This is a genomic window from Candidatus Ulvibacter alkanivorans, from assembly GCF_003333325.1.
Lineage (GTDB): Bacteria > Bacteroidota > Bacteroidia > Flavobacteriales > Flavobacteriaceae > Ulvibacter_A > Ulvibacter_A alkanivorans.
This window is the reverse complement of record NZ_QOLC01000053.1, coordinates 1-26,009: the sequence shown is the minus strand read 5'-3', so window position 1 is coordinate 26,009 and position 26,009 is coordinate 1. Positions and strand designations below refer to the sequence as shown.

Genomic DNA, 26,009 nt, shown 5'->3' with positions numbered 1-26,009 from the left:
AAAAGGGATGATCATTTCCTCTAAAGAAACACCACCGTGCTGATACGTATTGCGGTAATAACTAACGTAATGATTGTAATTATTAGGGTAGGCAAAGAACAGGTCTCCTTTGGCAAATATAAACGAGCTGCTCATATTTATCGCCGGTAACATGATCGTTTTCGGATCGGTTGCCGCCAATACATCCTTGTCTTCGTAAGTTAAACTCTTACCTGTCTTGTAACGTAAATTAAGACTTGTATTTTTATCTCCAATTACCTTAGATGGGTTTTTTACATTAATGGTACCATGGTCTGTCGTAATGATTAACTTAAAACCTAAGGTGCTAGCCTGTTGGATAATCTCCATAAGCGGAGAATTCTTAAACCAACTTTGAGTTAAAGAGCGATACGATTTGTCGTTGGAGGCCAGTTCTTTAATCACTTCCATTTCAGTCTTGGAATGGGACAATATATCGACAAAGTTATAGACGACTACAGTGAGGTCTTCTTCTTTATGACTTTTAAAGTTGTCCGATAAACGCTTACCTTGTTTTAAACTTGAAATCTTATGATAACTCCAATCCAGATCTAGTCCAAGTCGCTTTAATTGTGCCGCTAAGAATTCCTCCTCATGCATGTTTTTCCCACCTTCGTCGGTATCGTTCAACCAAAGGTCCGGATGCATCTTTTCCATATCACTTGGCATAAGACCGCTAAAAATAGCATTCCTAGCGTATTGAGTAGCGGTTGGAAGGATGCCATAATACATTTCTTCTTTCGTTTTTTTATAACTGTTACTCACATATGGCTCAAAAGCTTTCCATTGGTCATAGCGTAGATTGTCGACCACAACTAGTAAAGTAGGTGTGCCATCGTTCAATTCGGGGACGACGCGATCTCTAAATAAGGTATGCGACATTATTGGGCCCTCTTCGGGATTTTTAAACCAACTGGGATAAGCCTTATCTATAAACTTGCAAAATTGAGTGTTCGCTTCAACTTTTTGAGATTCTAAAATCTCAAACATTCCGGTGTCTTCAATATCTTCGAGTTCTAACTCCCAATACACCAATTTTTGATACATGTCTGCCCATTCCTCATAACTATTTACCATAGAAAGGTCCATGGCAATCTTCCTAAATTCTTGCTGATAATTGGAGGTGGTCTTTTCTGAAACCAATCGTGAGTGATCTAAATTCTTTTTCAGACTTAATAATATCTGATTCGGATTAACCGGTTTTATTAAATAATCGGCAATCTTAGACCCTATAGCCTCTTCCATTATATATTCCTCTTCGCTCTTGGTGATCATTACAACAGGCAAGGAAGCTTGTTGCTCCTTCAATTCGGCCAAGGTTTCCAAGCCGGTAAGTCCGGGCATGTTTTCATCTAGAAATACAATGTCGAAACTATCGTGTTTAATTTCTTCTAAGGCCTCTGTTCCACTTTTAGCGGTGGTCACTTTATAATTTTTATTTTCGAGAAAAAGAATGTGCGGTTTTAATAAATCGATTTCATCATCTACCCAAAGTACTTTAATGTCGCTCATATATGTATATTTGTCAAGTTCGAATTTAGTTGCAGTACCAATGTATCAAAATTAGTTCCGAATACTTCCACTTGATTATCTGTTAGTATTAATTTAAAGTTAAAGTTTGAAAACAGCAAACAAGCTCAAAATAGTAAACGATCCGATCTACGGTTTTATTACCATTCCCAACGGGGTCATTTTTGAATTAATCGAACATCCTTACTTTCAGCGCCTGCGACGTATTACTCAAATGGGGATGTCCTATTTGGTGTATCCGGGAGCGCACCACACTCGTTTTCACCACGCTATTGGAGCCATGTTTCTTATGCAAAAAGCAGTGCATGTGCTTCGTTTAAAAGGAGTTGAGATAAACAAAGAGGAAGAGGAAGCCTTGTGCATCGCGATCTTGCTTCACGATATGGGCCATGGACCATTTTCGCATGCCATGGAGAATAGCATTATAGAGAACGTAAGCCATGAGGAAATTTCGCTTCAGTTTATGGAGCTTTTAAATAAAAAGTTTAACAACAGATTAACGCTTGCGATCTCGATCTTTAAGAATCAACATGACCGAAAATTCTTTCATCAATTAATTTCGGGTCAATTAGATATGGATCGCCTCGATTATTTGAGACGTGATAGTTTTTACACAGGTGTTTCCGAAGGTTGGGTGAATTCAGAGCGACTTATCACCATGCTTAATGTTCACGATGACTCCTTAGTAGTAGAGGAGAAAGGGATCTATTCTGTAGAAAAATTTATAGTGGCACGACGTTTAATGTATTGGCAGGTATACCTTCATAAAACAGGCATTGTTGCCGAACAGCTTTTAATGCGTGTGCTGAAACGTGCGAAAGAACTTACCGACCAAGGTGTTTCATTACCTGCCAGTGAAGCACTTTCTTTTTTTCTGAAAAACGACATCACAAAAGAAAATCTAACCGAAAGTGTCCTCGACCGTTTCTCAAAATTAGACGATTACGATGTGGTAGCAGCTATGAAGTCTTGGATGGCTTCTGAAGATTTTGTACTTCGGAATCTTTCAGAAATGCTAATAAACCGTGAGTTACTAAAAATTAAGATGAAGAAAAAACCAATTTCTTCGGAAAAAATTGCAGAAAAACGGAAACAGCTAAGTAAAAAACACAACCTTTCTGAAGCGGAAGCATCTTATTTTGTATTTACAGGCGATATTTATAATCAGGCGTATCGTATGGATAAAGATACGATCAACCTTTTAACAAAATCAGGGAAAGTAGTAGATGTAGCAAAGGCTAGCGACCAATTAAACCTAAAAGCACTCTCTAAAACCGTGGTCAAATATTATCTGTGCTATCCTAAATCTAATTACTAATCCTTTTTTTCTATTTTTGCAGCAATGAAATTTACAGCAACTCAGATAGCAGGTATTCTAGAAGGTGAAGTGGATGGCAATGGTGATGTGGAAGTTTCTAAACTTGCAAAGATAGAGGAAGGGACCGAAGGCAGTTTAACCTTCCTCGCCAATCCAAAGTATACTCAGTTCATTTATTCGACCGAGGCTTCAATTACGATTGTCAATAAGGATTTCGTAGCCGAAAACAATATCGATACCACTTTAATACGAGTTGAAGATGCGTATAAGGCCTTTTCAAAATTACTTGAATACTACAATCAAGTAAAAATGAACAAGACGGGAATAGAACAGCCTGTTTCCGTTTCAGAATCTGCCAGCTATGGCGATGGTATCTATTTAGGTGCGTTTTCCTACCTTGGAGATAATGTGAACATTGGTGAAAACGCAAAGATCTATCCCAATGTATATATAGGTGATAATGTCACTATTGGCGACAATGTAGTGGTATTTGCTGGTGCAAAGATCTATTCTGAAACAGTTATTGGTAATAATTGCGTAATTCATAGCGGTGTAATTGTTGGAGCCGATGGCTTCGGATTTTCACCAAATGAAAAAGGTGAATTTATCAAAGTACCACAAACCGGAAATGTGATTATAGAAGATAATGTCGATATTGGAGCCGGAACTACCATCGATCGAGCTACCTTAGGCTCTACCGTGATAAAGAAAGGGGTGAAGCTGGACAACCAGATCCAAATTGCTCATAATGTTGAAATTGGTGAAAACACTGTGATCGCGGCTCAAACCGGTATCGCCGGTTCTACCAAGATAGGTAAGAACTGTATGATTGGTGGACAAGTAGGTATTGTTGGTCATATTACCATAGGAAATAATGTACGTATACAGGCGCAAAGCGGTATTGGCCGTAATGTTAAAGATGGTGAGGTCTTACAAGGCTCTCCAGCATTGAATTATGGCGACTATAATAAGAGTTATGTTCACTTTAAAAACCTACCCAAAATTATCGAACGATTTAATACCTTTGAAAAAAACTTAAAAAATGAGTGATGGCATAGTAAAACAACGCACCATTGCTAAGGAAACAAGCCTTACAGGTGTTGGATTGCACACAGGGAAAGAAGTTTCTATAACTTTTAAACCTGCTCCCCCTAATTATGGGTATCGCTTTGTGCGTACCGATCTTGAAGGTGCTCCGGAAATCGAAGCAGACGCTAACTATGTTGTTAATACCCAACGTGGAACTAATCTTGAAAAATTAGGAGTAAAGATACAGACGTCAGAACACGTGCTTGCTGCTTTGGTAGGGATGGAGGTCGATAATTGTATCATTGAATTAAATGCTTCGGAACCTCCCATCATGGACGGATCTTCCAAATTTTTCGTCCAAGCCATCGAAAAGGCAGGGATTGAGGAACAAGATGAAGAACGTGAAGAGTATATCGTCAAAGAAGTGATATCGTATGTGGATGAAGAATCAGGGAGCGAAATAACGGTCATACCCGCAGACGAGTACCAAGTGACTACTATGGTCGATTTCGAGACCAAAGTACTTGGAACCCAGAACGCTTCGCTAAAACATCTTTCCAACTTTAAAGACGAAATTGCGAATGCACGTACTTTTAGTTTTTTGCACGAGATCGAAATGTTACTGGATAACGGGCTAATAAAAGGTGGTGATCTAAACAACGCCATTGTGTATGTAGATAAAGAACTATCTCCAAAAACCATGGAGAAATTACGTGATGCCTTCGGAAAGGACCAAATTTCGGTGAAACCTAATGGTATTCTTGATAATTTAACCCTGCATCACCCGAATGAAGCTGCACGTCATAAATTACTAGATGTAATAGGAGACTTGGCATTAATCGGAACGCGAATCCGTGGGAAGGTGATCGCAAACAAGCCGGGACATCATGTTAATACACAGTTTGCGAAGAAGCTTTCGAAGATCATTAAAATAGAGAGTAGGAATAAGATTCCTAAATTCGATATTACGAAAACACCGGTGAAAGATGTGAACGAGATCATGGATATGTTACCTCATAGACCACCGTTCCTTTTGGTAGATAAAATATTAGAATTAAGCGAAACCCATGTGGTTGGACTTAAAAATGTGACCATGAACGAACCGTTCTTCGTGGGACATTTTCCGGGAGCTCCAGTAATGCCTGGAGTACTTATTGTAGAAGCAATGGCCCAAACGGGAGGAATCTTAGCGTTAAGCACCGTCCCTGATCCGGAAAACTACCTTACCTTTTTTATGAAGATTAACAATGTAAAGTTCAAGCAACAAGTTAATCCCGGTGATACCTTAGTTTTTAACCTAGAGTTGATTACGCCCATAAGACGGGGTATCGTTCATATGCAAGGAAACGCATATGCCAATAATAAATTGGTCACAGAAGCCGAATTAATGGCACAGATCGTAAAAACAAAAAACACATAGATGAATCAACCACTCGCATACGTTCACCCAGGTGCTAAGATCGCCAAAAATGTAGTGATAGAACCTTTTACCACTATACATAGTAATGTGGTTATTGGTGAAGGAACATGGATTGGTTCTAACGTGACCATAATGGAAGGAGCCCGTATTGGTAAGAATTGCAATATTTTTCCGGGAGCCGTGATCTCCGCTATTCCACAAGATCTTAAATTTCAAGATGAAGAAACTACCGCCGAGATAGGGGATAATACCACAATTAGAGAATATGTTACCGTAAATAGAGGTACGATAGATCGCGGCAAAACAGTTATCGGAAAGAATTGTTTAATAATGGCCTATTGTCATATTGCACATGATTGCTTTGTAGGTGATAACTGTATTTTTTCTAACAATAGTACACTCGCGGGGCATATCACCATTGGTGATTATGTGATCCTTGCTGGCATGACCGCTGTACATCAATTTTGTATGATCGGGAACCATGCATTTGTTACGGGTGGATCATTAGTTAGGAAAGATGTGCCTCCGTATGTGAAGGCTGCTCGCGAACCACTGTCCTATGTTGGAATAAACTCTATTGGACTACGAAGACGTGGTTTTGAACCGGACAAGATACGTGAGATACAAAATATCTTCAGAATATTATATCAAAAAAATTATAACAATACGCAGGCTGCCGAGATTATTGAAGCCGAGATGGAAGCAACTCCAGAACGAGATGAGATATTGCAGTTTATCAAGAATTCGAAACGTGGAATCATGAAAGGGTATTTCAGTTCCAACTAAAATCTTTCAGAATAAGTAAATTAAATTATGGCAACAACATCCGATATTAGAAAGGGATTGTGTATTCGATACAATCACGATATTTTTAAAATCATCGAATTTCTTCATGTGAAACCGGGTAAAGGACCGGCTTTCGTTCGTACAAAACTTAAAAGTGTTACTACAGGAAAAGTAATCGATAATACCTTCTCTGCAGGGCATAAGATCGATGATGTTCGCGTAGAAACGCACAAATTTCAGTTTCTTTACAATGAAGGAGAGTTCTACCACTTTATGAACACAGAAGACTACACACAAATACGATTGCTTCGAGAAGTGTTAGATACACCCGAGCTCATGAAGGAGGGAGAAGTGGTAACGGTACTTATAAATACTGAAGACAATGCACCCTTATCGGTAGAAATGCCGCCACATGTGATCTTAGAAGTTACTTCTACAGAGCCCGGTGTTAAAGGAAATACTGCAACAAATGCTACTAAACCTGCAACGGTAGAAACAGGGGCCGAAGTAAATGTTCCTTTGTTTATAAATGAAGGGGACAAAATTCGAATCGATACTGAAAAAGGACAGTACCAAGAGCGGATTAAAGAGTAATTTGCATAATAAAAGAATCATAAAATTAAGTCCCGCTTTACGTGGGATTTTTTATATTTGATATTCAAATTTTAAAAATGAAATTTTCTACACCCCAAACACTTGAAGGAATCGCTGGCATAATCGATTGTGAGTTTGTTGGAGCACCCGATTTCCCTGTTTTGGGACTTAATGAGATTCATGTGGTTCGTCCCGGTGATATCGTTTTTGTTGATCACCCAAAGTATTACGACAAAGCGCTAAATTCACCGGCCACCATTATTTTAATTAATAAGGAAGTTGAGTGCCCAAAGGGTAAGGCGTTGCTCGTTTCTGAAGACCCATTTAGAGACTTTAATAAAATTACCAATCATTTTAACCCGTTTGTTCCGGCTCGAGCTGTGATAGCCGATTCTGCTGTAATTGGGAATCATACCATTATTCAACCCAATGTGTTTATAGGGAACAACGTTGTAATTGGTGATGACTGTGTGATTCATTCCAATGTGTCTATCTACGACAACACAATTATTGGTAACGGTGTCACCATACATGCCGGTACGGTATTAGGTGCCGATGCGTTCTATTATAAGAACCGGCCCGAAAAATTCGATAAGCTACTAAGTGGAGGAAATGTAGTGATCGAAGACAATGTCGATATTGGAGCTTTATGTACCATCGATAAAGGTGTTACTGCTTCTACGACTATAAAAGAGGGTGCTAAATTAGACAACCAAGTACACGTCGGACATGACACCATCATAGGGAAGCGCTGTCTTATTGCGAGTCAGGTTGGAATTGCCGGTTGCGTATTGATCGAAGACTTTGTAACGATTTGGGGACAGGTAGGAATTACAAGTGGAGTGACTATAGGAGAGAAAGCAGTCATTTCGGCACAAAGCGGTGTTAGTAAGTCGCTCGAAGGACACAAATCATATTTTGGTACACCTGCCGATGATTTCAGAAAAAAATACAAGGAATTGGCGTCAATTCGCTTAATTCCAGATATCATAGATAAATTAGATAAACTGTAATGAGTAATAAAGCAAAAGAGGTTGTAAGAGAATTTTATAAATCGGATATCCTAAAGGATCCAAAACTGCTGGAAACCTATGTGCATCCGGAATTGGTCTTGATTTGGAATAGTACCGATGGGCTTACCATCATGAATTATGATGATATCGTCGAGCTCTTTTCAGAAATTAAAAGAACGTATCACGACCTTAGAATTGAAGTTAGTCACTTGCTGGCAGATGATAATCACGTTACCATTCGCTACAAGTATTACATACGAACGATCGAAAATCCGGACGAAGAACTTGGGATCGCCCATTTTATCTGTATTTGGGAAGTTAAAGATGGACAATTGTACCGTGGCTATCAAGTAAGTCAGCCTGCTACAGATAAAGATGATACTACCGAATCATACCACAAGGTAAAAGTGTAAAATCCTTTTAAAAGCTTTGCCAAAAAGCCTACCTTTGCAGTCCATAAATTCATTAAATTTTAAGCACACACATGAGCGTTTTAGTAAATAAAGATTCAAAAATTATTGTTCAAGGATTTACTGGTAGTGAAGGAACCTTTCACGCCGAACAAATGATAGAATACGGAACTCAAGTAGTTGGAGGTGTAACACCGGGTAAAGGAGGACAAAAGCACTTAGACAAGCCTGTATTCAACACAGTAGAGGAAGCTGTTACTAAAACGGGAGCCGATGTTTCTATAATTTTTGTACCACCAGCCTTTGCCGCAGATGCGATCATGGAAGCTGCCAACGCAGGAATTAAAGTGATTATAACTATTACTGAAGGCATTCCAGTTGGAGATATGATAAAAGCAGCCGATTACATCAAAGACAAAGAGTGTCGATTGGTTGGTCCTAATTGCCCAGGCGTAATCACTCCTGGAGAAGCTAAAGTAGGAATAATGCCTGGATTTGTCTTTAAGAAAGGTAAAGTAGGGGTAGTGTCTAAATCAGGTACCTTGACCTATGAAGCTGCAGACCAAGTTGTAAAACAAGGGTTGGGAATTACAACAGCAATTGGAATTGGCGGTGACCCAATTATTGGAACTACTACTAAGGAAGCAGTAGAATTACTAATCAACGACGATGAAACCGAAGCTGTTGTGATGATAGGTGAAATTGGCGGGCAACTAGAAGCAGATGCTGCACAATGGTACAAAGAAAGTGGTAGTAAAAAACCTATTGTTGGATTTATTGCCGGTGAAACTGCACCAGCCGGTAGAACAATGGGTCATGCCGGCGCAATCGTAGGCGGAAGTGATGATACCGCACAAGCTAAAAAGAAGATTATGCGTGAATGTGGAATTCATGTAGTTGATTCTCCTGCAGAGATTGGAAAAAAAGTAGCTGAGGTTTTAGGATAATACTTCAGAATAAAATATAAAAGCCCTGTAAATATGCAGGGCTTTTTTTATGGCTAAGCCGTAGCGATTTCCTATATTTGAGTGGATACTTAAAAATATACTGTCACATGAAATTATTAGAGGGTAAGACTGCAATTATTACCGGTGGAAGCCGTGGAATAGGAAAGGGAATTGTCGAAATATTTGCAAAACATGGTGCGCACGTAGCGTTTACCTATAATTCTTCTTCGGAAGCTGCCAACGCCTTGGCAGAAGAAGTCGCTACTAATGGTGTTAAAGTAAAAGCCTATCAAAGTGATGCCTCTAATTATTCCGAAGCAGAAGAACTAATTAAAAATGTACAACAGGATTTTGATAGTATCGATATCGTCGTCAATAACGCAGGAATTACCAAAGACAACCTGTTAATGCGTATGTCTGAAGAAGATTTCGATAAAGTGATCGAAGTCAATCTTAAATCGGTCTTTAACATGACCAAGGCCGTACAACGAACCATGCTAAAACAACGCAGTGGCTCTATTATCAATATGAGCTCGGTTGTTGGTGTAAAAGGGAATGCAGGTCAAACCAACTACGCCGCCTCTAAAGCAGGAATCATCGGATTTACAAAATCGGTTGCTCTGGAGCTAGGTTCTAGAAACATACGATGCAACGCGATCGCTCCCGGCTTTATTGAAACCGAAATGACAGGAAAACTCGATGAAGCTACCGTACAATCATGGCGAGATGCCATACCGTTAAAACGTGGTGGCGCTCCGGAAGACATTGCCAATGCTTGCGTGTTCTTGGGAAGTGACCTTGCCGGCTATATCACCGGACAAACCATACACGTAGATGGCGGAATGCTCACCTAAACAATAATACAATCAACTTACTGTTTTGTAATGACTCGGTAACCCAGTAATTACATACTCCATACATGACTCCCGAAACCATACTTTACTGTATCCTAGCAGGCATCTTTTCGCTTGGGGTTTCTGTGTTTATGTATGGCTATAAAAGCAAACACAACACTCAATTGCGATGGCTATTTGGCACCCTTCGCTTTATCACCTTGTTTTCAATATTATTGCTATTAATCAACCCTAAATTTACTTCGGAAACCTATACGATCGAAAAGCCAAAATTGCCAGTATTAGTAGACAACTCGGCTTCGGTAGTAGCACTCGATCAAAGTGATAATGTACGTTCGTTCGTTCGATCCTTGCGATCAAATGACGCGCTCAACGACGCATTTGAGCTGTCTTTTTATGGCTTCGGAAACGATTTCGGTGTCTTAGATACCTTGGGTTTTTCAGAAAAAAATACAAATATCGCAAAGGCATTACAAGCGACCAATGAGTTGTATAATGACCTTGTCGCACCCACTATTCTTATAACAGACGGGAACCAAACCCTTGGAAGAGATTATGAGTTTGTTGGAGACCTAAAAGAAAGTCCGATCTATCCGTTGATCCTGGGAGATTCTATTAAATATACCGACTTAAAGATCGAGCGACTTAATACAAATAGGTACACGTTCTTAAAAAATCAATTTCCGGTCGAAGCTATCTTGGTCTATAATGGAACAGGAACCGTGAATTCCCAGTTCGTGATTACGCAAGGTACAGCGACCGTATTTCGACAAAATGTATCTTTTTCCGAAGAGAACAATACTCAAACGATCGCAATCACTCTGCCGGCTTCGGCTGTCGGACTACAAAAATACACGGCTCAATTACTCCCTTTAGAAGAAGAAAAGAACAAAGTGAACAATAGTAAACGCTTTGCGGTAGAGGTGATCGACCAAGCGACCAATGTGCTGTTGGTGAGTAAGATCATTCATCCCGACTTAGGGGCCATTAAAAAATCTGTGACCAGCAATGAGCAAAGACAACTTACCATCGCAACTCCTGCTGAAGCTACGTCACTCCTTAACGAGTATCAACTCGTGATACTGTATCAGCCCGATCGAAGTTTCGCGCCCGTGTATCAAGCAATAGACAACCTTAAAAAGAACACCTTGGTCATCTCGGGGCTTGAAACCGATTGGAATTTTCTCAACTCGGCGCAAGAAGCATTTAATAAAGAGGTTACAAATCAAACTGAAGACGCATCGGCAGTTCTCAACCTAAATTATGGAACCTTTGCAGTACAAGATATTGGATTTGATGACTTCCCTCCGTTAAAGACCTTGTTTGGTGGTTTAGAGGTTACTATTCCGCACGAAACACTTTTGTATCAATCTATAGACGGTTTCGATAGTGGGAGCCCACTGTTAGCCACCATGGAACTAAACGGAAAACGCGATGCGATTTTAGATGGAGAAGGGCTTTGGAAATGGCGCGCACAAAGCTATATTGCTACTAACGATTTCGAATCTTTCGATACGTTCATGGGGAAATTGGTGCAGTATTTAGCGTCCAATAAACGTCGCAGCCGACTTGAAGTAAACAATGAGACTTTTTATTACAACAACAATCCAATAGAAATAACAGCGCAGTATTTTGATAAAAACTTCGTGTTCGATCCGCGTGCCTCATTGCAAATTACGGTTATTAATACGGAGACCAACGAACGAACCGTTTTTCCTATGCTGTTAAAACAAAACTTCTATGAAGTACCACTCAATAGTTTACCGGCAGGAGAATATCGATATACGGTCTCTGTGGCCGATGAAGCCATTGCGAGAAGTGGAAACTTTACCATTTTGGATTTTGATGTAGAACAACAGTTCTTAAATGCAGATGTAGCTAAGCTTCAACGTCTAGCAGTAGCGAGTGAGGGAGCTTCTTTTTTTGCTTCGGAAACAGAACAACTTGTCAATACGCTGTTGAACGATGATCGGTATCAACCGGTTCAAAAAAGCCAACAAAAAGTAGTACCTTTGATCGACTGGAAATATCTTCTCGCCTTGATCGTGCTCACACTGAGCGCGGAGTGGTTTATTAGAAAATACAACGGACTTATTTAACATAAAATTTTTTACAATGGACAAATTACCTAAAATAGGAATTCCCGTGATTATTGGGATCGTATTAATAATCATAGTACTTGCAAAATCGGCTGTAACCATCGGATCTGGTGAAGCCGGGGTTTTATATAAAACCTTTGACGGTGGAGTCGTTACCGATGGGCCACCATTAAGTGAAGGCTTTCATTTGGTCGCACCTTGGAACGATGTGATCGTATATGAAGTACGACAACAAGAGCTTTTCGAAAAAATGCAAGTGTTATCATCTAACGGACTAGAGATTAAATTGGACGCATCAGCTTGGTACCAACCTGTTTATAGTGACCTCGGAAATCTACATCAGACATTAGGAGAGAGCTATTTGCAACGTGTAATTCAACCGGCAATCCGCTCTGCAGCCAGGAGTGTAGTAGGTCGCTATACACCGGAACAACTGTATTCAAGTAAAAGAGATGCCATTCAAGATGAGATCTACGCCGAAACTAAAAAGATACTTGATAAACAATATGTGCAATTAAACGAGGTATTGGTTCGTGATGTAACCCTGCCTCCAACCATCAAGGAAGCGATAGAACGTAAGTTGAAACAAGAACAACAATCGTTAGAATATGAATTTAGATTGGTAACGGCCGAGAAAGAAGCCGAAAAGGTGCGAATTGAAGCCCAAGGTAAAGCAGATGCAAATAAAATTTTAAGTGCTTCGCTAACCGATAAGATCTTACAGGACAAGGGAATCGATGCTACGTTACGTTTAGCCGAATCACCAAATGCCAAAGTGGTAGTTGTGGGGTCCGGCGAAAGTGGTCTTCCTTTAATTCTAGGAAATAATTAGAACGTAAACGATCACAATTATAAGCCGCTTCAGAAATGAGGCGGTTTTTTTTATTCTTTACGCTTCCATAGCATAAAGATCAAAACAGCGGCACAAGCCGCAATAGTAATTAATATACTCGCTCCTAAGACGTTTCCGTAGATAACATAACCTGTGGCAAACAAAGAGGTGTAAACAAATAAGATACCCAACAGCATACACGCCAGGTCTATAGTAAAGACATCGTTGGTGGTTTTAAGTAATATGTTCTGCGTCTCTGCCAGTCGTTTAAACGGCTTCCATCCGGCCCCGTAGGGAGTCACCGAATTATAAAAGTTAGCAAGTGTCTTTGTGTCGGTAGGTCGGGTAAGTAAGGTCACGGTAATCCAACTAATGGTAGTAATAGCTACTCCATAGACCAATTTTTCATAGTCTTCCAATCCCAGCTCGGCAAATTCGAAGACAAGTGCAACGATAAATGAAACGATCATTCCGGTGATCTCACTATACGCGTTCACGCGCCACCAAAACCAACGAAGAATAAATATAAGTCCGGTTCCGGCACCAATTTGTAACAATATCGCAAAAGTACTTAGCGCGCTGCTTAGTGCTAGCGCTAGCAACGCAGAAAACAACATGAGCACAACTGTAGAAAGTCTTCCAATACCAACCAATTCTTTTTCGGTAGCCTCGGGTTTTACGAATCGTTTATAAAAATCTAAGGAGATATAAGAGGATCCCCAATTTAGATGTGTCGAGATCGTACTCATAAAAGCCGCAATAAGTGAGGCAACCACTAATCCGAGTAGTCCTGCCGGTAAATTAGTAAGCATGGCAGGATATCCAAGGTCATGACCTAGAACTGCGTTTGGGAATTCGTTTCCAATATCGGAGAGCTGTGGATACAACACCAGTGAGGCTAATGCAATGATAATCCATGGCCAAGGTCGCAACGCATAGTGGGCTACGTTAAAAAGGAGGGTAGCACCTATGGCATTTTTCTCGTCTTTTGCCGAAAGCATCCGTTGTGCTATATAGCCACCACCACCGGGTTCGGCCCCGGGATACCAAACGCTCCACCATTGTACCGCAATAGGAATGATAAGTAACACCAACAGTGAATTAGTATCGGTAAAATCCGGAAGGAAATTAAGCTTGTCCGATACATTTTCGTGGGCTAGCAGATTTTGTAATCCGCCAATTTCGGGCATATTAACTATATAATAAGCGGCCCACACAGAACCAATCATGGCCACGATAAACTGAAGGAAATCGGTAAAGATCACCCCTCGCAACCCACCAATCGAGCTATAAACAACCGTTACTATTGAGGCGTACAATACACATTCCCATGGTTCGAGACCAAACATGATCCCGCCAATTTTAATGGCTGCCAAACAAACCGAAGCCATGATCATTATATTAAAGAATACGCCTAGATACAAAGCGCGAAATCCACGTAAAAACGCGGCCTCTTTTCCACTATATCGCAATTCGTAGAATTGAAGATCGGTGAGTACTTTAGACCGTCGCCAGAGTTTTGCGTACACAAAAACGGTAAGCATTCCCGTAATTAAGAAGGTCCACCACACCCAGTTTCCGGAAATTCCATTTTGGCGTACGATATCGGTGACCAAATTTGGTGTATCTGCAGAAAAAGTGGTAGCAACCATCGAAATACCCAACAACCACCATGGCATGTTACGACCCGAAAGAAAAAACTCTTGTGTGTCTTTTCCGGAGCGCTTTGCAACGATGATTCCAATGATTAGAAATACTAAGAAAAATGATAGAATTAATATCCAATCAAGGGTTGCTAATTTCATAAGGAGGGTATTAATGTACTTTTAGACCTTCGGCTTGCCCAACCCAATTGTCGCGCTCTATTCGGCCGGGAAAGAAATCAATTAGCTCGGTAACAGTATCGATATCCTCTTGCTTAAAACGGCTTATTTGGTCGTAGGTGTAAATACCTATTCCGTTTAAGCGTTGCTCGATATACGGGCCAATACCATAAATTTGAGTAAGATCGTCGCTGTCATCGCTATCGGCATACCCAAAACTGTCGAAATTGAGTTCTAGTTCTTCGGTCTCTTTCTTTTGTTTGGTATAGGTAATGTAGCTGGTACGATTTTTCTCCGGAATGCTTTCAGATGGCGGTGCTACCGGCTCTGTAATTTCTTCTTGTGTTTGTTTTACAACTTCTACGATCTTTGGCTTTATCTCGGTAAAGATGGTTTCTATGTCATCTATCTTTTTTGTGGTTTGCTGTAAAGCATTTACTTCTTTTTTAAGTCGATCTATTAATTTTCGGCTCTTGGCCTTCTGAAAATACCAAGCAGATAAATATCCAATTAAGAACGTACTAAACATAAGTATCGCAATACCTGCATAGGAGGGAAGCATATTAATAAATTCGTTCATCGTTGTCATACTAATTAAAAACAATTTCAATACGTCTATTGGCGTTACGCCCACGTACGGTTTGGTTTGTGTCTATAGGATCTTCCTCTCCTTTCGAGATCGCTCTAATCTTTTTGCGATCCAGATTCCCTTTTTTAACCAAATACCAGCGTACTTGACGTGCATATTCTAATCCTAAGTAATAATTATCATTTCCATTTCCTACATTGTCGGTATGCCCGATCACTTCAATTTCAGTGTCGGGATTGGCTGCAACTATTTGTTTTACTTCATCTAACAGATTGCGTAAATTCTCGTTCACCATGATTCCTGTGTTCGAAAACCTCGGGTAGACGATTTTGGATTCCGGAATTCTAAATCGAACCGATTCAATCCGATCCTCGTCTAATGGCTTAAAAGAGAATGAAAATCCATTTTCATACGTATTTGCTGCCGAAAAATCGATTTCTTTGATCGTTGGTTTAATAACGATTCTTTCTGAAGGAATTCCAACATCAGTAAGAATTTCCTTTAATTTATTACCGCGTTTAATACCGAAATTAGGTGTTTCAAAATTTTCGGTCGCACTGTATAGGGCCGAAATATGCAGCTCTTTATCCGGATGTTCTACTAAGTATGTATTGATCTTGTATTTAAAATCGATTACCTCTTGTGGAATGCTAATTTCGTCTGTGTTCTTGTAAATTGTTATGCCCTTCGGAAACAATAGCACAATATCACCGGCCTCATTCACGGCTTTTAGTCCTTGGTGTCCTTCTTTATCTATAATTTTTTCTGAAAGTAACAGCGAATCTTTATCAAGTCCGGCTTCGGTTGGTAACTCTGTGTTCAAAGGAAGTTCGGTATCGGTCTTTGTGATTGTATCTGAAGCCTCATCGATTTTAACCGTATTATTAACTGCTATTTCATCTTCTGGTTGGAGCCAAGAATACAGCCATAATCCGAAAAAAGACCATACCAGGAAAACGATAAAAGCAATTAAAAAGTTCTTCATTAGTTTAAAACACTGTTCTTTAGTATATTACAGTATTTAAGCGGGTTCTAAACAAATCTATGAAAATTATAACCCAACTTATTAAAAAATTTAATTGTTTTTTCACATAATTTTAAACAAAATTCTCATAGCTTTGTCATCTCAATGAAGAACCAAAATTTACATCATCATCATATCGCTTATTTCGCTCACGCGAGGTGATATGGTATTGTAGATTATTAACAATATTCCTAAACCCGTTTGAGCAATCAAACGGGTTTTTTTATGCTTAAATTTTATGTACCAATGAAAAAATTAAAAATTGCTGTTCAAAAATCGGGGAGACTGCACGATGAATCCCTAAAAATGCTAAAAGACTGCGGGATCGCGATCGATAATGGCCGCGATCAATTAAAGGCATCTGCGAAAAACTTTCCAATGGAGATCTACTATCTGCGCAATGGAGATATTCCTCAGTACCTCATAGACGGAGTCGTAGATTGCGCCATCATAGGTGAGAACTTATTAATTGAAAAGGGAAGTGATATTGCGATAGCCGAGCGACTCGGATTTTCAAAATGTAGGGTCTCGCTGGCCGTTTCAAAAATCTTCGAATACGACTCTATCGCCGACCTAAAAGGTAAGCGTATAGCCACTTCTTACCCCGAAACTACACGCAGATACTTAGCAGAAAAAGGCATCGAAGCCGACCTTCATATAATTAACGGTAGTGTAGAGATCGCACCAAATATAGGACTGGCCGATGCAATATGTGATATTGTAAGTAGTGGAAGTACCTTATTTAAGAACAACCTGAAAGAAGTAGAGGTAATTCTTAAAAGTGAGGCCGTTTTAGCGGTTTCGCCTAGTATACCTAAAGCATTAGAGGCCATACTGGATAAATTGCGCTTCCGAATTCAATCGGTGCTTAAGGGGCGTGATTCTAGGTATGTTTTGTTAAATGCACCAAACGATAAGTTGGAAGCCGTTATGGCAATACTCCCAGGTATGCGGAGTCCAACTGTGTTGCCTTTGGCGCAAGAAGGTTGGAGCAGTATCCACTCGGTAGTTGATCAAGATGTCTTTTGGGAAGTGATCAATCAGCTTAAAGATGCCGGAGCCGAAGGAATTTTAGTGTGTCCTATCGAAAAAATGGTACTCTAATGGAACAGTATAAATATCCAAAATCCGATGATTGGGAACAGCTATTAAAGCGTCCTACTGCCTCTTACGAATCGCTGGAAGCTACGGTTAACGAGATCTTTTCCGAAGTTAAGAACAAAGGAAATGCCGCAGTAGCTAAGTATACGCAATTATTCGACGGAATAGAACTGGACACCTTCCAACTGTCTCAAAAAACAATAGATGCCGCCGAAGAAAATGTTTCCGAAGCATTAAAAAAAGCAATTCAACTTGCAAAAGAGAACATCCAGCGTTTTCACACCGCGCAAATCACTTCAAAAATAACCGTTGAGACCACACAAGGCGTACAATGTTGGCAGGAAAAAAGGCCTATACAGAAAGTGGGATTGTATATTCCCGGTGGTTCGGCACCTCTTTTTTCAACCGTATTAATGCTGGCCATACCAGCCACAATTGCCGGGTGTGACGAAATCGTTTTATGCACGCCGCCTAATAAGCAGGGTGAGGTGGAACCGGTTATTGTATATACAGCTGCACTGTGTGGTGTCACAAAAATCTTTACACTTGGAGGGATTCAAGCGATTGCCGCTATGACCTTTGGTACCGAAACAATTCCTGCGGTGTATAAGCTGTTCGGACCAGGAAATCAGTTTGTGACCGTTGCAAAACAAATGGCAACAAAATATGGGGTTGCGATCGATATGCCTGCCGGACCGAGCGAGCTTTTGGTGTTTGCAGACGATAGTGCTAATACCGATTTTGTAGCCTCCGATCTATTAAGTCAGGCAGAACACGGAGCCGATAGCCAAGTGGTGTTAGTAACCACTTCCGAAGCGATACAAAAACAGGTAGCTATGGCAGTGGCATCACAATTAAATGATTTGCCTCGAAAAGAGATCGCCGCTAAAGCAATGGCTAACTCTAAATCGGTACTGGTCGAAAACAACGAACAAGCGATTGCGCTTATTAACGCCTATGCGCCCGAACATTTTATATTGATAGCAACCAACGAAGACTATTTCTTAAAAAATCTTCACAATGCAGGATCTGTCTTTATAGGCAACTATACACCAGAGAGCGCGGGTGATTATGCTTCCGGCACTAACCACACACTGCCAACCAATGGCTATGCTAGGCAATACAGTGGTGTGCATCTAGACAGCTTTATGAAGAGCATGACCTTTCAGAAGATATCAGAAAAAGGGCTATTGAATATTGGGCCGGCCATAGAGACCATGGCCGCAGCAGAAGGACTTCAAGCGCATAAGAATTCGGTCACATTACGATTAAAAAGCTTGAGAAATGAGGAATAATTTCAACTTAGATGCCTTGGTAAGGCCTAACGTGAAAGCTATGGAGCCGTACAGCTCTGCGCGCGATGAGTTTACCGAAATAAGTGACGATCTGGTCTATCTAGATGCGAACGAAAATCCTTTTAATACCGGAGTTAATCGCTATCCCGATCCGCATCAGCAAAAATTGAAGACGATCTTGGCGAAACAGCGTGGAATAAACTCAAGCAATTTGTTGTTAGGAAACGGCAGTGATGAAATATTAGACCTGTTGTTTAGAGCTTTTTGTGAACCTAAGACCGATTCTATAATCACGGTACCGCCTACGTATGGGATGTATAAGGTATTGGCAGGTGTTAATGCAGTTAGAAACAAAGAGGTGTTGCTAACAAGTTCTTTCCAGCTCAATGTAGCAGGAATACTGGAAGCGATCGATGAGACGACCAAACTTATTTTTATTTGTTCGCCTAATAATCCTACTGGGAATTCGATAGCTTCGGAAGACATACCACAGCTGTTAGCATCGTTCCGCGGTCTGGTAGTTATTGACGAAGCGTATATCGATTTTTCGAAACAACAAAGTTGGGCCAATGTACTTGACGAATATCCAAATTTAGTGGTGACACAGACCTTGTCGAAAGCATATGCCATGGCGGGAATTCGACTTGGTATTTGTATTGCTTCGGAAGCAATTATTGCTGTACTTAGAAAAATAAAACCGCCTTATAATGTCAATACGCTAACGCAGGAACGAGCCATAGCAGAATTAGAAAGTATAAATGATATAAAAGAGCGTATTCATTTGATTATAAGCGAAAAAGAACTACTATCTAAACAATTGCTTGAAGTGAATTTTATACAGGATGTTCTTCCCAGTGATGCCAATTTTTTATTAGTGCGAGTAGACGATGCCAATAAAAGATATACCGAATTAACGCAGCAGGGAATAATTGTGAGAAATAGAAGCACACAACCAATGTGCGACAATACCCTGAGAATTACAATTGGGACCCCGTCAGAAAATAAAAGACTTCGTACCGTTTTAAAAAACATGGAATAATGAACAAAAAGAGAGTATTATTTATAGATCGTGATGGAACGATCATTAAAGAAACCGTCGATGAACAGATCGATGCGTTCGAAAAGATGATCTTTTACCCTAAGGTGTTTACGAACCTTGGAAAGATCGCTAAGGAGTTGGATTTTGAATTGGTGATGATCACAAATCAGGACGGACTTGGTACCGAGGCATTTCCGGAGGATACGTTTTGGCCGGTACATAATTTTATAATAAAAGCTTTTGAGAACGAAGGAGTCGCATTCAATGAAGTGCTGATAGACCGTACGTTTCCGGAAGAAAATGCAGCTACCCGAAAACCGGGTACCGGCTTGTTGACCAAATATTTTTCTGAAGCATATGATCTAGCAAATTCGTTTGTGATCGGCGACCGATTAACCGATATTGAGTTGGCTAAGAATTTAGGTGCCAAGGGTATTTTTATCAACGATGAAACGAATTTGGGGACCAATGAGATCACTGTGGCAAAGAAAGAGCTGGATGCAACCATCGCGTTAGAAACCAATGACTGGGAAAAGATATATGAGTTTCTGGTTTGTGAAGCGCGCACAGCTCAATTGGTGCGAAAGACCAACGAAACAGATATAGAAATACAGCTTAACCTAGATGGTTCGGGCAAAAGCAACATTGATACCGGGATCGCATTCTTCGATCATATGCTGGATCAATTGGCAAGACACGGTCAAATGGACCTAACGATCAAGGTAAAAGGAGATCTGGAAGTTGATGAACACCACACCATCGAAGACACGGCAATTGCGCTTGGGGAAGTGTTTGCTAAAGCCTTAGGCGACAAATTGGGAATAGAGCGCTACGGATTTTGCCTGCCAATGGACGATTGCTTGGCGCAGGTCGCTATTGATTTTGGCGGTAGAAATTGGTTGGTTTGGAAGGCCGAATTTAAGCGTGAAATGATTGGACAAATGCCTACCGAAATGTTCTTTCATTTCTTTAAATCGTTTACCGATGGAGCAAAGGCCAATCTAAATATAAAGGCAGAAGGCACTAACGAACATCACAAGATAGAAGCTATTTTTAAAGCCTTCGCAAAAGCAATTAAAGTGGCTGTTAAGCGCGATCCATCAAAGATGGTGTTGCCGTCAACTAAAGGAGTATTGTAATGCAAGTAGTAATAATCGATTATGGCGCAGGAAATATAAAAAGCCTACAATTTGCCTTACAGCGCTTGGGATGCGAAGCGATTGTAAGCAGTGCTTCGGAAACTATTGGAACTGCAGACAAAGTGATTTTTCCGGGCGTGGGTAATGCGGGAAGCGCCATGAAAATGGTAAAAGCTAAAGGATTGGACCAGTTGATTCCGGCCCTAACCCAACCTGTATTAGGAATTTGTTTGGGAATGCAATTGCTATGTAAAGCTACAGAAGAAGGCGATACTGACGGTTTAGATGTTTTTTCTTCGGAAGTAAAACGCTTTTCGAATGCAGTTAAAGTGCCGCAAATGGGTTGGAACACCGTAACTAAGTTGCGAACTAATTTATTTAAAGGGATCTCTGAAGGTGAGTTTATGTACTTGGTACATAGTTATTACGTCCCTAAATGTGAAGAAGCCATTGCGATCACACATTATGAAACCGATTATGCCTCTGCATTGAACAAAGACAATTTTTACGGAGTTCAATTTCATCCGGAAAAGAGCAGTGTGGCAGGAAGTAGAATATTAGAAAACTTTTTATCGATATGAGGATCATACCAGCTATAGATATTATTGACGGCAAATGTGTACGCCTTTCTAAAGGAGATTACAACACTGTTAAGATGTACAATGAAAAGCCCTTAGAGGTGGCAAAGGCGTTTGAGGCCAGTGGTATCGAGTATTTACACTTGGTCGACCTGGACGGTGCAAAAAGCAAACACATTGTAAATCACAAGGTATTAGAAAGCATTGCTACTAATACCTCTTTGAAGATAGATTTTGGAGGTGGTTTAAAATCGGATGAAGACCTAAAGATCGCATTCGATAGTGGGGCGAATCAAATCACGGGAGGTAGCATAGCCGTTAAGTCGCCGGACACTTTTAAACGATGGCTCCATACGTACGGAAGTGAGAAGATCATTTTGGGAGCCGATGCCGCAAATGAAAAGATTGCCGTGAGCGGATGGCAAGAAGCTTCCGAAGAAAAATTGATTCCATTCATCCAAAGATATCGTGATGTGGGCGTGTCCTATGTGATCTGTACCGATATAAGCAAGGATGGAATGTTGGCAGGACCGGCCTTCGATCTTTATGAAAAAATTATTGAAACCACTACAACGGCAACTAAGGGGAATGCACTAAAACTGATCGCTTCCGGAGGTATTTCTGCTTTCGACGAACTCCCAAAGCTAGCAGCACTAGGCTGTGAAGGTGTGATAATAGGAAAAGCGATCTACGAGAATCGTATTTCACTCAAACAACTGGAAAACTACATAAGCCATGCTAACTAAACGAATTATACCCTGCTTAGACATTAAAGACGGGCGTACCGTAAAAGGTGTAAACTTTAAGGGGTTGCGCGATGCAGGCGATCCTGTGGCCTTGGCGAAGCGTTATTCTGAAACAGGAGCAGATGAATTGGTCTTCCTCGATATATCGGCTACCGAAGAGGGGCGAAAAACATTATCAAAAATGGTGTTAGCTGTTGCTGAAACGATTAATATTCCGTTTACCGTAGGCGGCGGAATTAGCACTGTTGAAGATGTTTCTATGCTGCTTCAGAACGGAGCCGACAAGGTGTCGGTAAATTCTTCCGCAGTAAAAAATCCGAATCTCATAAATGAATTGGCCAAAAAATTTGGTTCACAATGCATCGTAGTTGCCATAGATGCAAAACAAATAGACGGTCTTTGGAAAGTTCATTTGGTTGGGGGAAAACAAGCAACCAACATCGATCTATTCGATTGGGCCAAAGAAGTGGAAGAACGCGGTGCCGGCGAGATTCTTTTTACTTCCATGGACCATGACGGTACGAAAAATGGTTTCGCAAACGAGGCGTTGGCAAAACTTTCAACCAGTGTGAACATACCAATAATTGCTTCGGGTGGTGCAGGAAAAATTCATCATTTTAAAGATGCTTTTATCGAGGGTAAAGCTGATGCTGCCCTAGCTGCTAGTGTTTTTCATTTTGAAGAAATTGAAATTTACGATTTAAAGAACAACTTAAAACAAGAACACATCGCTGTTCGTATATAACAACTAAATAAATAAACCTTATGGAAATTAATTTTGATAAATACCCTAACGGACTGGTGCCAGCCATTGTTCAAGATGCGATGACAAAAAACGTCTTGATGTTAGGATTTATGAACAAAGAAGCATACACAAAGACCTTAGAATTAGAAAAGGTGACTTTTTTTAGTAGAAGCAAAGGCCGCTTATGGACCAAAGGCGAAGAAACCGGGAATTTTCTCGATCTGGTATCAGTTAAAGTCGATTGCGATAAAGATACTTTGTTGATTCAAGCCAATCCGCAAGGACCGGCGTGTCATTTAGGAACTGCCACCTGTTGGGGCGAAAAGAACAACGCTAATTTTGGTTTTCTTTCGTACTTAGAACAGGTAATTTCCGACCGCAAAGACAATAAGGAACTGGAAGCCTCATATGTGGCATCTCTTTTTAGAAAAGGGATCAACAAGATTGCACAAAAAGTAGGTGAGGAGGCAGTAGAAGTAGTAATTGAAGCCAAGGATGATAACGATCTTAATTTCTTGAACGAAAGTGCCGATCTGCTATTTCACCTTATGGTTTTACTGCAAGCCAAGGGGTTCCGAATTCAAGATGTGGAGAAAACACTCAAATCAAGACATAAATTCGATCGCGACGCTGAATAAACGTTAACTGTAGATTATTTTATATACTTTTAAATAAACTAATTGATCTGCATGACCGCAAGAAGAAGAAAACGCAAGCTCAAGGTGCCTCAAATAAAGAGGCCGCCAACGAAGAATCTGGCTCCAGGAACGGTTTCCTATACGGGTAAGAAAGAGTCTTTGGTGACGAAGTTAGAGATCATCGATTATTCTAAAGACCATTATAAACGCATCGATTCTGAAAATATAGAAGATGCCTTTGGATTTGAAAGTTCACAACATATTACTTGGATCAATGTGAACGGGTTAAACAATACTGCCGAAATTGAACGACTGGGAAACTACTATAATCTGCACCCACTTATACAAGAAGACATTGTGACCACCAATCAGCGTCCAAAGATGGACGAGTATGAAGATTACTTGTTTATTGTGTTTAAGATGCTGTTCTATAAAGACGACGGCGAATTTGTGAACGAGCACGTAAGTATGGTCATGGGTAAGGACTATGTAACTACTTTTCAAGAGGCCGACGGTGATGTGTTCGATGAGCTACGCGACCGACTAGAAACGGCTAAGGGGCGAATTCGAAATGCCGGTGCAGATTATTTGATGTTTGCCATTTTAGATGCGGTAGTGGATAATTATTTTAGTGTGATCGAAACATTAAGTGCGAAGATCGAAATGTTGGAAGATCAGTTATTTGAAGATAAAATAGACGAAGACATTACCGAGGACATACAGGACCTAAAAAAAGAAATACTTCGCATTCGTCGTGCAATTTTACCGTTAAGAGAGGTGATCAATCGTATCGAAAAGTCGAATACGTCTTTAATGGACGAAAGGACGCAAAACTATATTCGCGACCTATACGATCATATTATTCAAGTGAGTGAGAGCGTAGAGATTTATCGAGAAATGATCTGGGGCCTAATGGATATGTATATGACGACCATTAGCAACAAGATGAATGAAGTAATGAAAGTGCTTACTATCATGGCTTCTATATTTATTCCCTTAACGTTTATGGCCGGTATCTACGGAATGAATTTCGAATATATGCCGGAGCTGCAATGGAAATATGGCTATTTCTACCTCTGGGGCGCAATGATCCTCGTCTTCTTCGGGTTGTTATATTATTTTAAACGTAAGAAATGGTTATAAAAAAAGGCACCATAATCGTGGTGCCTTTTTTATGAGAATTAATTTATTTTCTAAATTATCTAAGCCAGCCTTTTTGTGCAGCTCCTTTGCTATAGTAATAGAGAAAAATGGCAATAGTGATCACTATCAATGGCATTATAATAGCAGTAGGGCCCTCCACATCCATTATCTCTGTGGCAAATACCCAATATCCCATTTGAATAAGTACTGCCACTAAAGAGATCAGAAAGACGGGAACCGCAATTTTTCTGCGCACGAGCAATAAGATTGCTCCCAGAAGTCCGGTAAATACTGCTATTGCAAATACAATTGCATACCAAGAAGGCAGCGTATCCATGACGGCCATTTGTTCTGCCGTAGCCGTTTCTCTTAGTGTGTCGAGCAAAACGGTTGCTGAAAGAAATTGAAAAACTCCCATCAAATTCCAAAGTAATGCGATCACAGCGATGATCCAGAAGCCGGTATTCGGTTTGGTAGTAGTTGTCATTGTTTGATTGGTTTTTTGGTTGTACACTTATAAATGTACGTAAATTACTTTATATTTAATTTTATAAACCCACTTGTATGTCTGCGCCAATACCAAAATCTGCCTTCGAATTCCTTAAAAAACTGAAAAAGAATAATACCAGAGATTGGATGCAGGCGCATAAAAAAGAATATCAAGCGAACGAAAAAAGCTTGAAGAAGTTTTATAAAGAGGTGGAAAACGAACTTAATAAAACAGATGAGATTTCCAAGGTTAAGATATTTCGTATTAATCGAGATATTCGCTTTAGTAAGGACAAAACACCGTATAATGTGCATCGAAGTGTGAGTTACAGTAGGGCAGGAGCCCACCGTCGCGGCGGATATTATTTACGACTGGAGCCGGGAAACTCGTTGATGGCGGGTGGATTTTTTAGTCCGAATGCGGAAGACCTGTTGCGTATTCGAAAAGAATTTGAAATGGATGACTCTTTGATTCGAACGATATTGAACCAAAAAGATTTTAAAAAAGCGTTTGGCGGTTTTAATCGCGATAACGCTGTAAAAACGGCACCTAAAGGATTTAGTAAGGACGACCCGAATATTGACCTTATCCGACTTAAAAGTTTCTTTGTCTCCCATTCGTTTACCGACGAAGAGGTACTTTCCGAAGACTTTTTAGATACCCTCATTTACTATTTTAAATTGCTTCGACCTTATTTTGATTATATGAGCGATGTTCTAACTACCGACCTAAACGGGGAATCATTAATTGATCCTTAGATTTGGAAGGATGATTTTTTTAACGTACACTTGTATAATATAAGTACTGTC

Annotated in this window: 26 protein-coding genes; 21 read left to right on the top strand and 5 right to left on the bottom strand. The window is 40.2% G+C overall.

All coding sequences use genetic code 11. The features are described 5' to 3' along the window. Positions 1–1,530: T9SS response regulator signal transducer PorX (gene porX / locus DWA30_RS03985; protein WP_114491251.1), on the bottom strand; the 1,530-nt coding region annotated here is incomplete at its 3' end. A gap of 106 nt (positions 1,531–1,636) precedes the next feature. On the opposite strand from porX, the gene DWA30_RS03980 reads away from it, so the two are divergent. The 11 genes from DWA30_RS03980 (at position 1,637) to DWA30_RS03930 (ending at position 12,850) form a co-directional block, all read left to right on the top strand. Further along, positions 1,637–2,866: an HD domain-containing protein gene (locus DWA30_RS03980; protein WP_114491250.1), complete on the top strand. Its 1,230-nt coding sequence runs from the start codon at positions 1,637–1,639 to the stop codon at positions 2,864–2,866. 24 nt (positions 2,867–2,890) lie between these two features. Next, positions 2,891–3,916 carry a UDP-3-O-(3-hydroxymyristoyl)glucosamine N-acyltransferase gene (gene lpxD / locus DWA30_RS03975; RefSeq protein WP_114491249.1) on the top strand — a complete coding sequence of 342 codons (1,026 nt, stop codon included), beginning with the start codon at positions 2,891–2,893 and terminating at the stop codon, positions 3,914–3,916. Then, positions 3,909–5,315, top strand: a complete 1,407-nt coding sequence (locus DWA30_RS03970) for a bifunctional UDP-3-O-[3-hydroxymyristoyl] N-acetylglucosamine deacetylase/3-hydroxyacyl-ACP dehydratase (protein ID WP_210725383.1) — start codon at positions 3,909–3,911, stop codon at positions 5,313–5,315. The genes lpxD and DWA30_RS03970 overlap by 8 nt, the downstream gene beginning before the upstream one ends. Beyond that, positions 5,316–6,101, top strand: a complete 786-nt coding sequence (gene lpxA, locus DWA30_RS03965) for an acyl-ACP--UDP-N-acetylglucosamine O-acyltransferase (protein ID WP_114491248.1) — start codon at positions 5,316–5,318, stop codon at positions 6,099–6,101. Between the two features lie 27 nt (positions 6,102–6,128). Next, positions 6,129–6,695, top strand: coding sequence for an elongation factor P (gene efp / locus DWA30_RS03960; RefSeq protein WP_114491247.1), 567 nt, complete (start codon positions 6,129–6,131; stop codon positions 6,693–6,695). Positions 6,696–6,772: 77 nt separating this feature from the next. Then, positions 6,773–7,708, top strand: a complete 936-nt coding sequence (locus DWA30_RS03955; RefSeq protein WP_114491246.1) for a UDP-3-O-(3-hydroxymyristoyl)glucosamine N-acyltransferase — start codon at positions 6,773–6,775, stop codon at positions 7,706–7,708. After that, entirely contained in the window at positions 7,708–8,121 is a 414-nt protein-coding gene (locus DWA30_RS03950; protein ID WP_114491245.1) for a nuclear transport factor 2 family protein, read from the top strand. The genes DWA30_RS03955 and DWA30_RS03950 overlap by 1 nt, the downstream gene beginning before the upstream one ends. A gap of 71 nt (positions 8,122–8,192) precedes the next feature. After that, the gene (sucD, locus tag DWA30_RS03945) at positions 8,193–9,065 is read left to right on the top strand and encodes a succinate--CoA ligase subunit alpha (protein WP_114491244.1); all 873 of its coding nucleotides are present in this window, start codon (positions 8,193–8,195) and stop codon (positions 9,063–9,065) included. Between the two features lie 107 nt (positions 9,066–9,172). Continuing rightward, positions 9,173–9,919, top strand: coding sequence for a 3-oxoacyl-[acyl-carrier-protein] reductase (gene fabG / locus DWA30_RS03940; protein ID WP_114491243.1), 747 nt, complete (start codon positions 9,173–9,175; stop codon positions 9,917–9,919). A 65-nt stretch (positions 9,920–9,984) separates the two neighbouring features. Further along, a complete protein-coding gene (locus tag DWA30_RS03935; protein WP_114491242.1) occupies positions 9,985–12,018 on the top strand; it encodes a vWA domain-containing protein in 2,034 nt (677 codons plus the stop codon). 16 nt (positions 12,019–12,034) lie between these two features. Then, a complete protein-coding gene (locus DWA30_RS03930) occupies positions 12,035–12,850 on the top strand; it encodes a prohibitin family protein (RefSeq protein ID WP_114491241.1) in 816 nt (271 codons plus the stop codon). Positions 12,851–12,900: 50 nt separating this feature from the next. Here the strand turns inward: DWA30_RS03930 and DWA30_RS03925 are convergent, their stop codons facing one another. From DWA30_RS03925 to DWA30_RS03915, 3 genes are read right to left on the bottom strand one after another with little or no spacing between them, the layout of a single operon-like run. Next, entirely contained in the window at positions 12,901–14,655 is a 1,755-nt protein-coding gene (locus DWA30_RS03925; protein WP_114491240.1) for a sodium:solute symporter family protein, read from the bottom strand. Positions 14,656–14,665: 10 nt separating this feature from the next. Beyond that, complete coding sequence (locus DWA30_RS03920; protein ID WP_136073150.1) at positions 14,666–15,253, bottom strand: helix-hairpin-helix domain-containing protein; 588 nt, start codon at positions 15,251–15,253, stop codon at positions 14,666–14,668. Positions 15,254–15,263: 10 nt separating this feature from the next. Beyond that, on the bottom strand, positions 15,264–16,247 hold the full coding sequence (locus DWA30_RS03915; RefSeq protein ID WP_114491238.1) for an OmpA family protein: 984 nt from the start codon (positions 16,245–16,247) through the stop codon (positions 15,264–15,266). A gap of 285 nt (positions 16,248–16,532) precedes the next feature. Between DWA30_RS03915 and hisG the strand changes: the two genes are divergently transcribed. Genes hisG through corA form a run of 9 tightly spaced genes read left to right on the top strand, consistent with a single transcriptional unit; the run spans position 16,533 to position 24,710 of the window. Then, entirely contained in the window at positions 16,533–17,390 is an 858-nt protein-coding gene (gene hisG / locus DWA30_RS03910; protein WP_114491237.1) for an ATP phosphoribosyltransferase, read from the top strand. Further along, positions 17,390–18,682: a histidinol dehydrogenase gene (hisD, locus tag DWA30_RS03905; RefSeq protein WP_114491236.1), complete on the top strand. Its 1,293-nt coding sequence runs from the start codon at positions 17,390–17,392 to the stop codon at positions 18,680–18,682. Before hisG ends, hisD begins: the two co-directional genes overlap by 1 nt. After that, positions 18,672–19,721, top strand: coding sequence for a histidinol-phosphate transaminase (gene hisC, locus DWA30_RS03900; RefSeq protein WP_114491235.1), 1,050 nt, complete (start codon positions 18,672–18,674; stop codon positions 19,719–19,721). The genes hisD and hisC overlap by 11 nt, the downstream gene beginning before the upstream one ends. After that, a complete protein-coding gene (hisB, locus tag DWA30_RS03895; RefSeq protein ID WP_114491234.1) occupies positions 19,721–20,860 on the top strand; it encodes a bifunctional histidinol-phosphatase/imidazoleglycerol-phosphate dehydratase HisB in 1,140 nt (379 codons plus the stop codon). The genes hisC and hisB overlap by 1 nt, the downstream gene beginning before the upstream one ends. Further along, entirely contained in the window at positions 20,860–21,441 is a 582-nt protein-coding gene (gene hisH / locus DWA30_RS03890) for an imidazole glycerol phosphate synthase subunit HisH (protein WP_114491233.1), read from the top strand. Before hisB ends, hisH begins: the two co-directional genes overlap by 1 nt. Further along, positions 21,438–22,184, top strand: a complete 747-nt coding sequence (gene hisA, locus DWA30_RS03885) for a 1-(5-phosphoribosyl)-5-[(5-phosphoribosylamino)methylideneamino]imidazole-4-carboxamide isomerase (RefSeq protein WP_114491232.1) — start codon at positions 21,438–21,440, stop codon at positions 22,182–22,184. Before hisH ends, hisA begins: the two co-directional genes overlap by 4 nt. After that, positions 22,174–22,929, top strand: a complete 756-nt coding sequence (gene hisF / locus DWA30_RS03880) for an imidazole glycerol phosphate synthase subunit HisF (RefSeq protein ID WP_114491231.1) — start codon at positions 22,174–22,176, stop codon at positions 22,927–22,929. The genes hisA and hisF overlap by 11 nt, the downstream gene beginning before the upstream one ends. Positions 22,930–22,949: 20 nt before the next feature. Next, a complete protein-coding gene (gene hisIE / locus DWA30_RS03875) occupies positions 22,950–23,567 on the top strand; it encodes a bifunctional phosphoribosyl-AMP cyclohydrolase/phosphoribosyl-ATP diphosphatase HisIE (RefSeq protein ID WP_114491230.1) in 618 nt (205 codons plus the stop codon). 51 nt (positions 23,568–23,618) lie between these two features. Beyond that, entirely contained in the window at positions 23,619–24,710 is a 1,092-nt protein-coding gene (gene corA, locus DWA30_RS03870) for a magnesium/cobalt transporter CorA (protein WP_114491229.1), read from the top strand. A gap of 55 nt (positions 24,711–24,765) precedes the next feature. On the opposite strand, the gene DWA30_RS03865 is transcribed toward corA, so the two are convergent. After that, positions 24,766–25,197 (bottom strand): hypothetical protein, encoded by a 432-nt coding sequence (locus DWA30_RS03865; RefSeq protein ID WP_114491228.1) that lies wholly within the window; start codon positions 25,195–25,197, stop codon positions 24,766–24,768. A gap of 77 nt (positions 25,198–25,274) precedes the next feature. On the opposite strand from DWA30_RS03865, the gene DWA30_RS03860 reads away from it, so the two are divergent. Further along, on the top strand, positions 25,275–25,958 hold the full coding sequence (locus DWA30_RS03860; RefSeq protein ID WP_114491227.1) for a DUF2461 domain-containing protein: 684 nt from the start codon (positions 25,275–25,277) through the stop codon (positions 25,956–25,958). Positions 25,959–26,009: the final 51 nt, after the last annotated feature.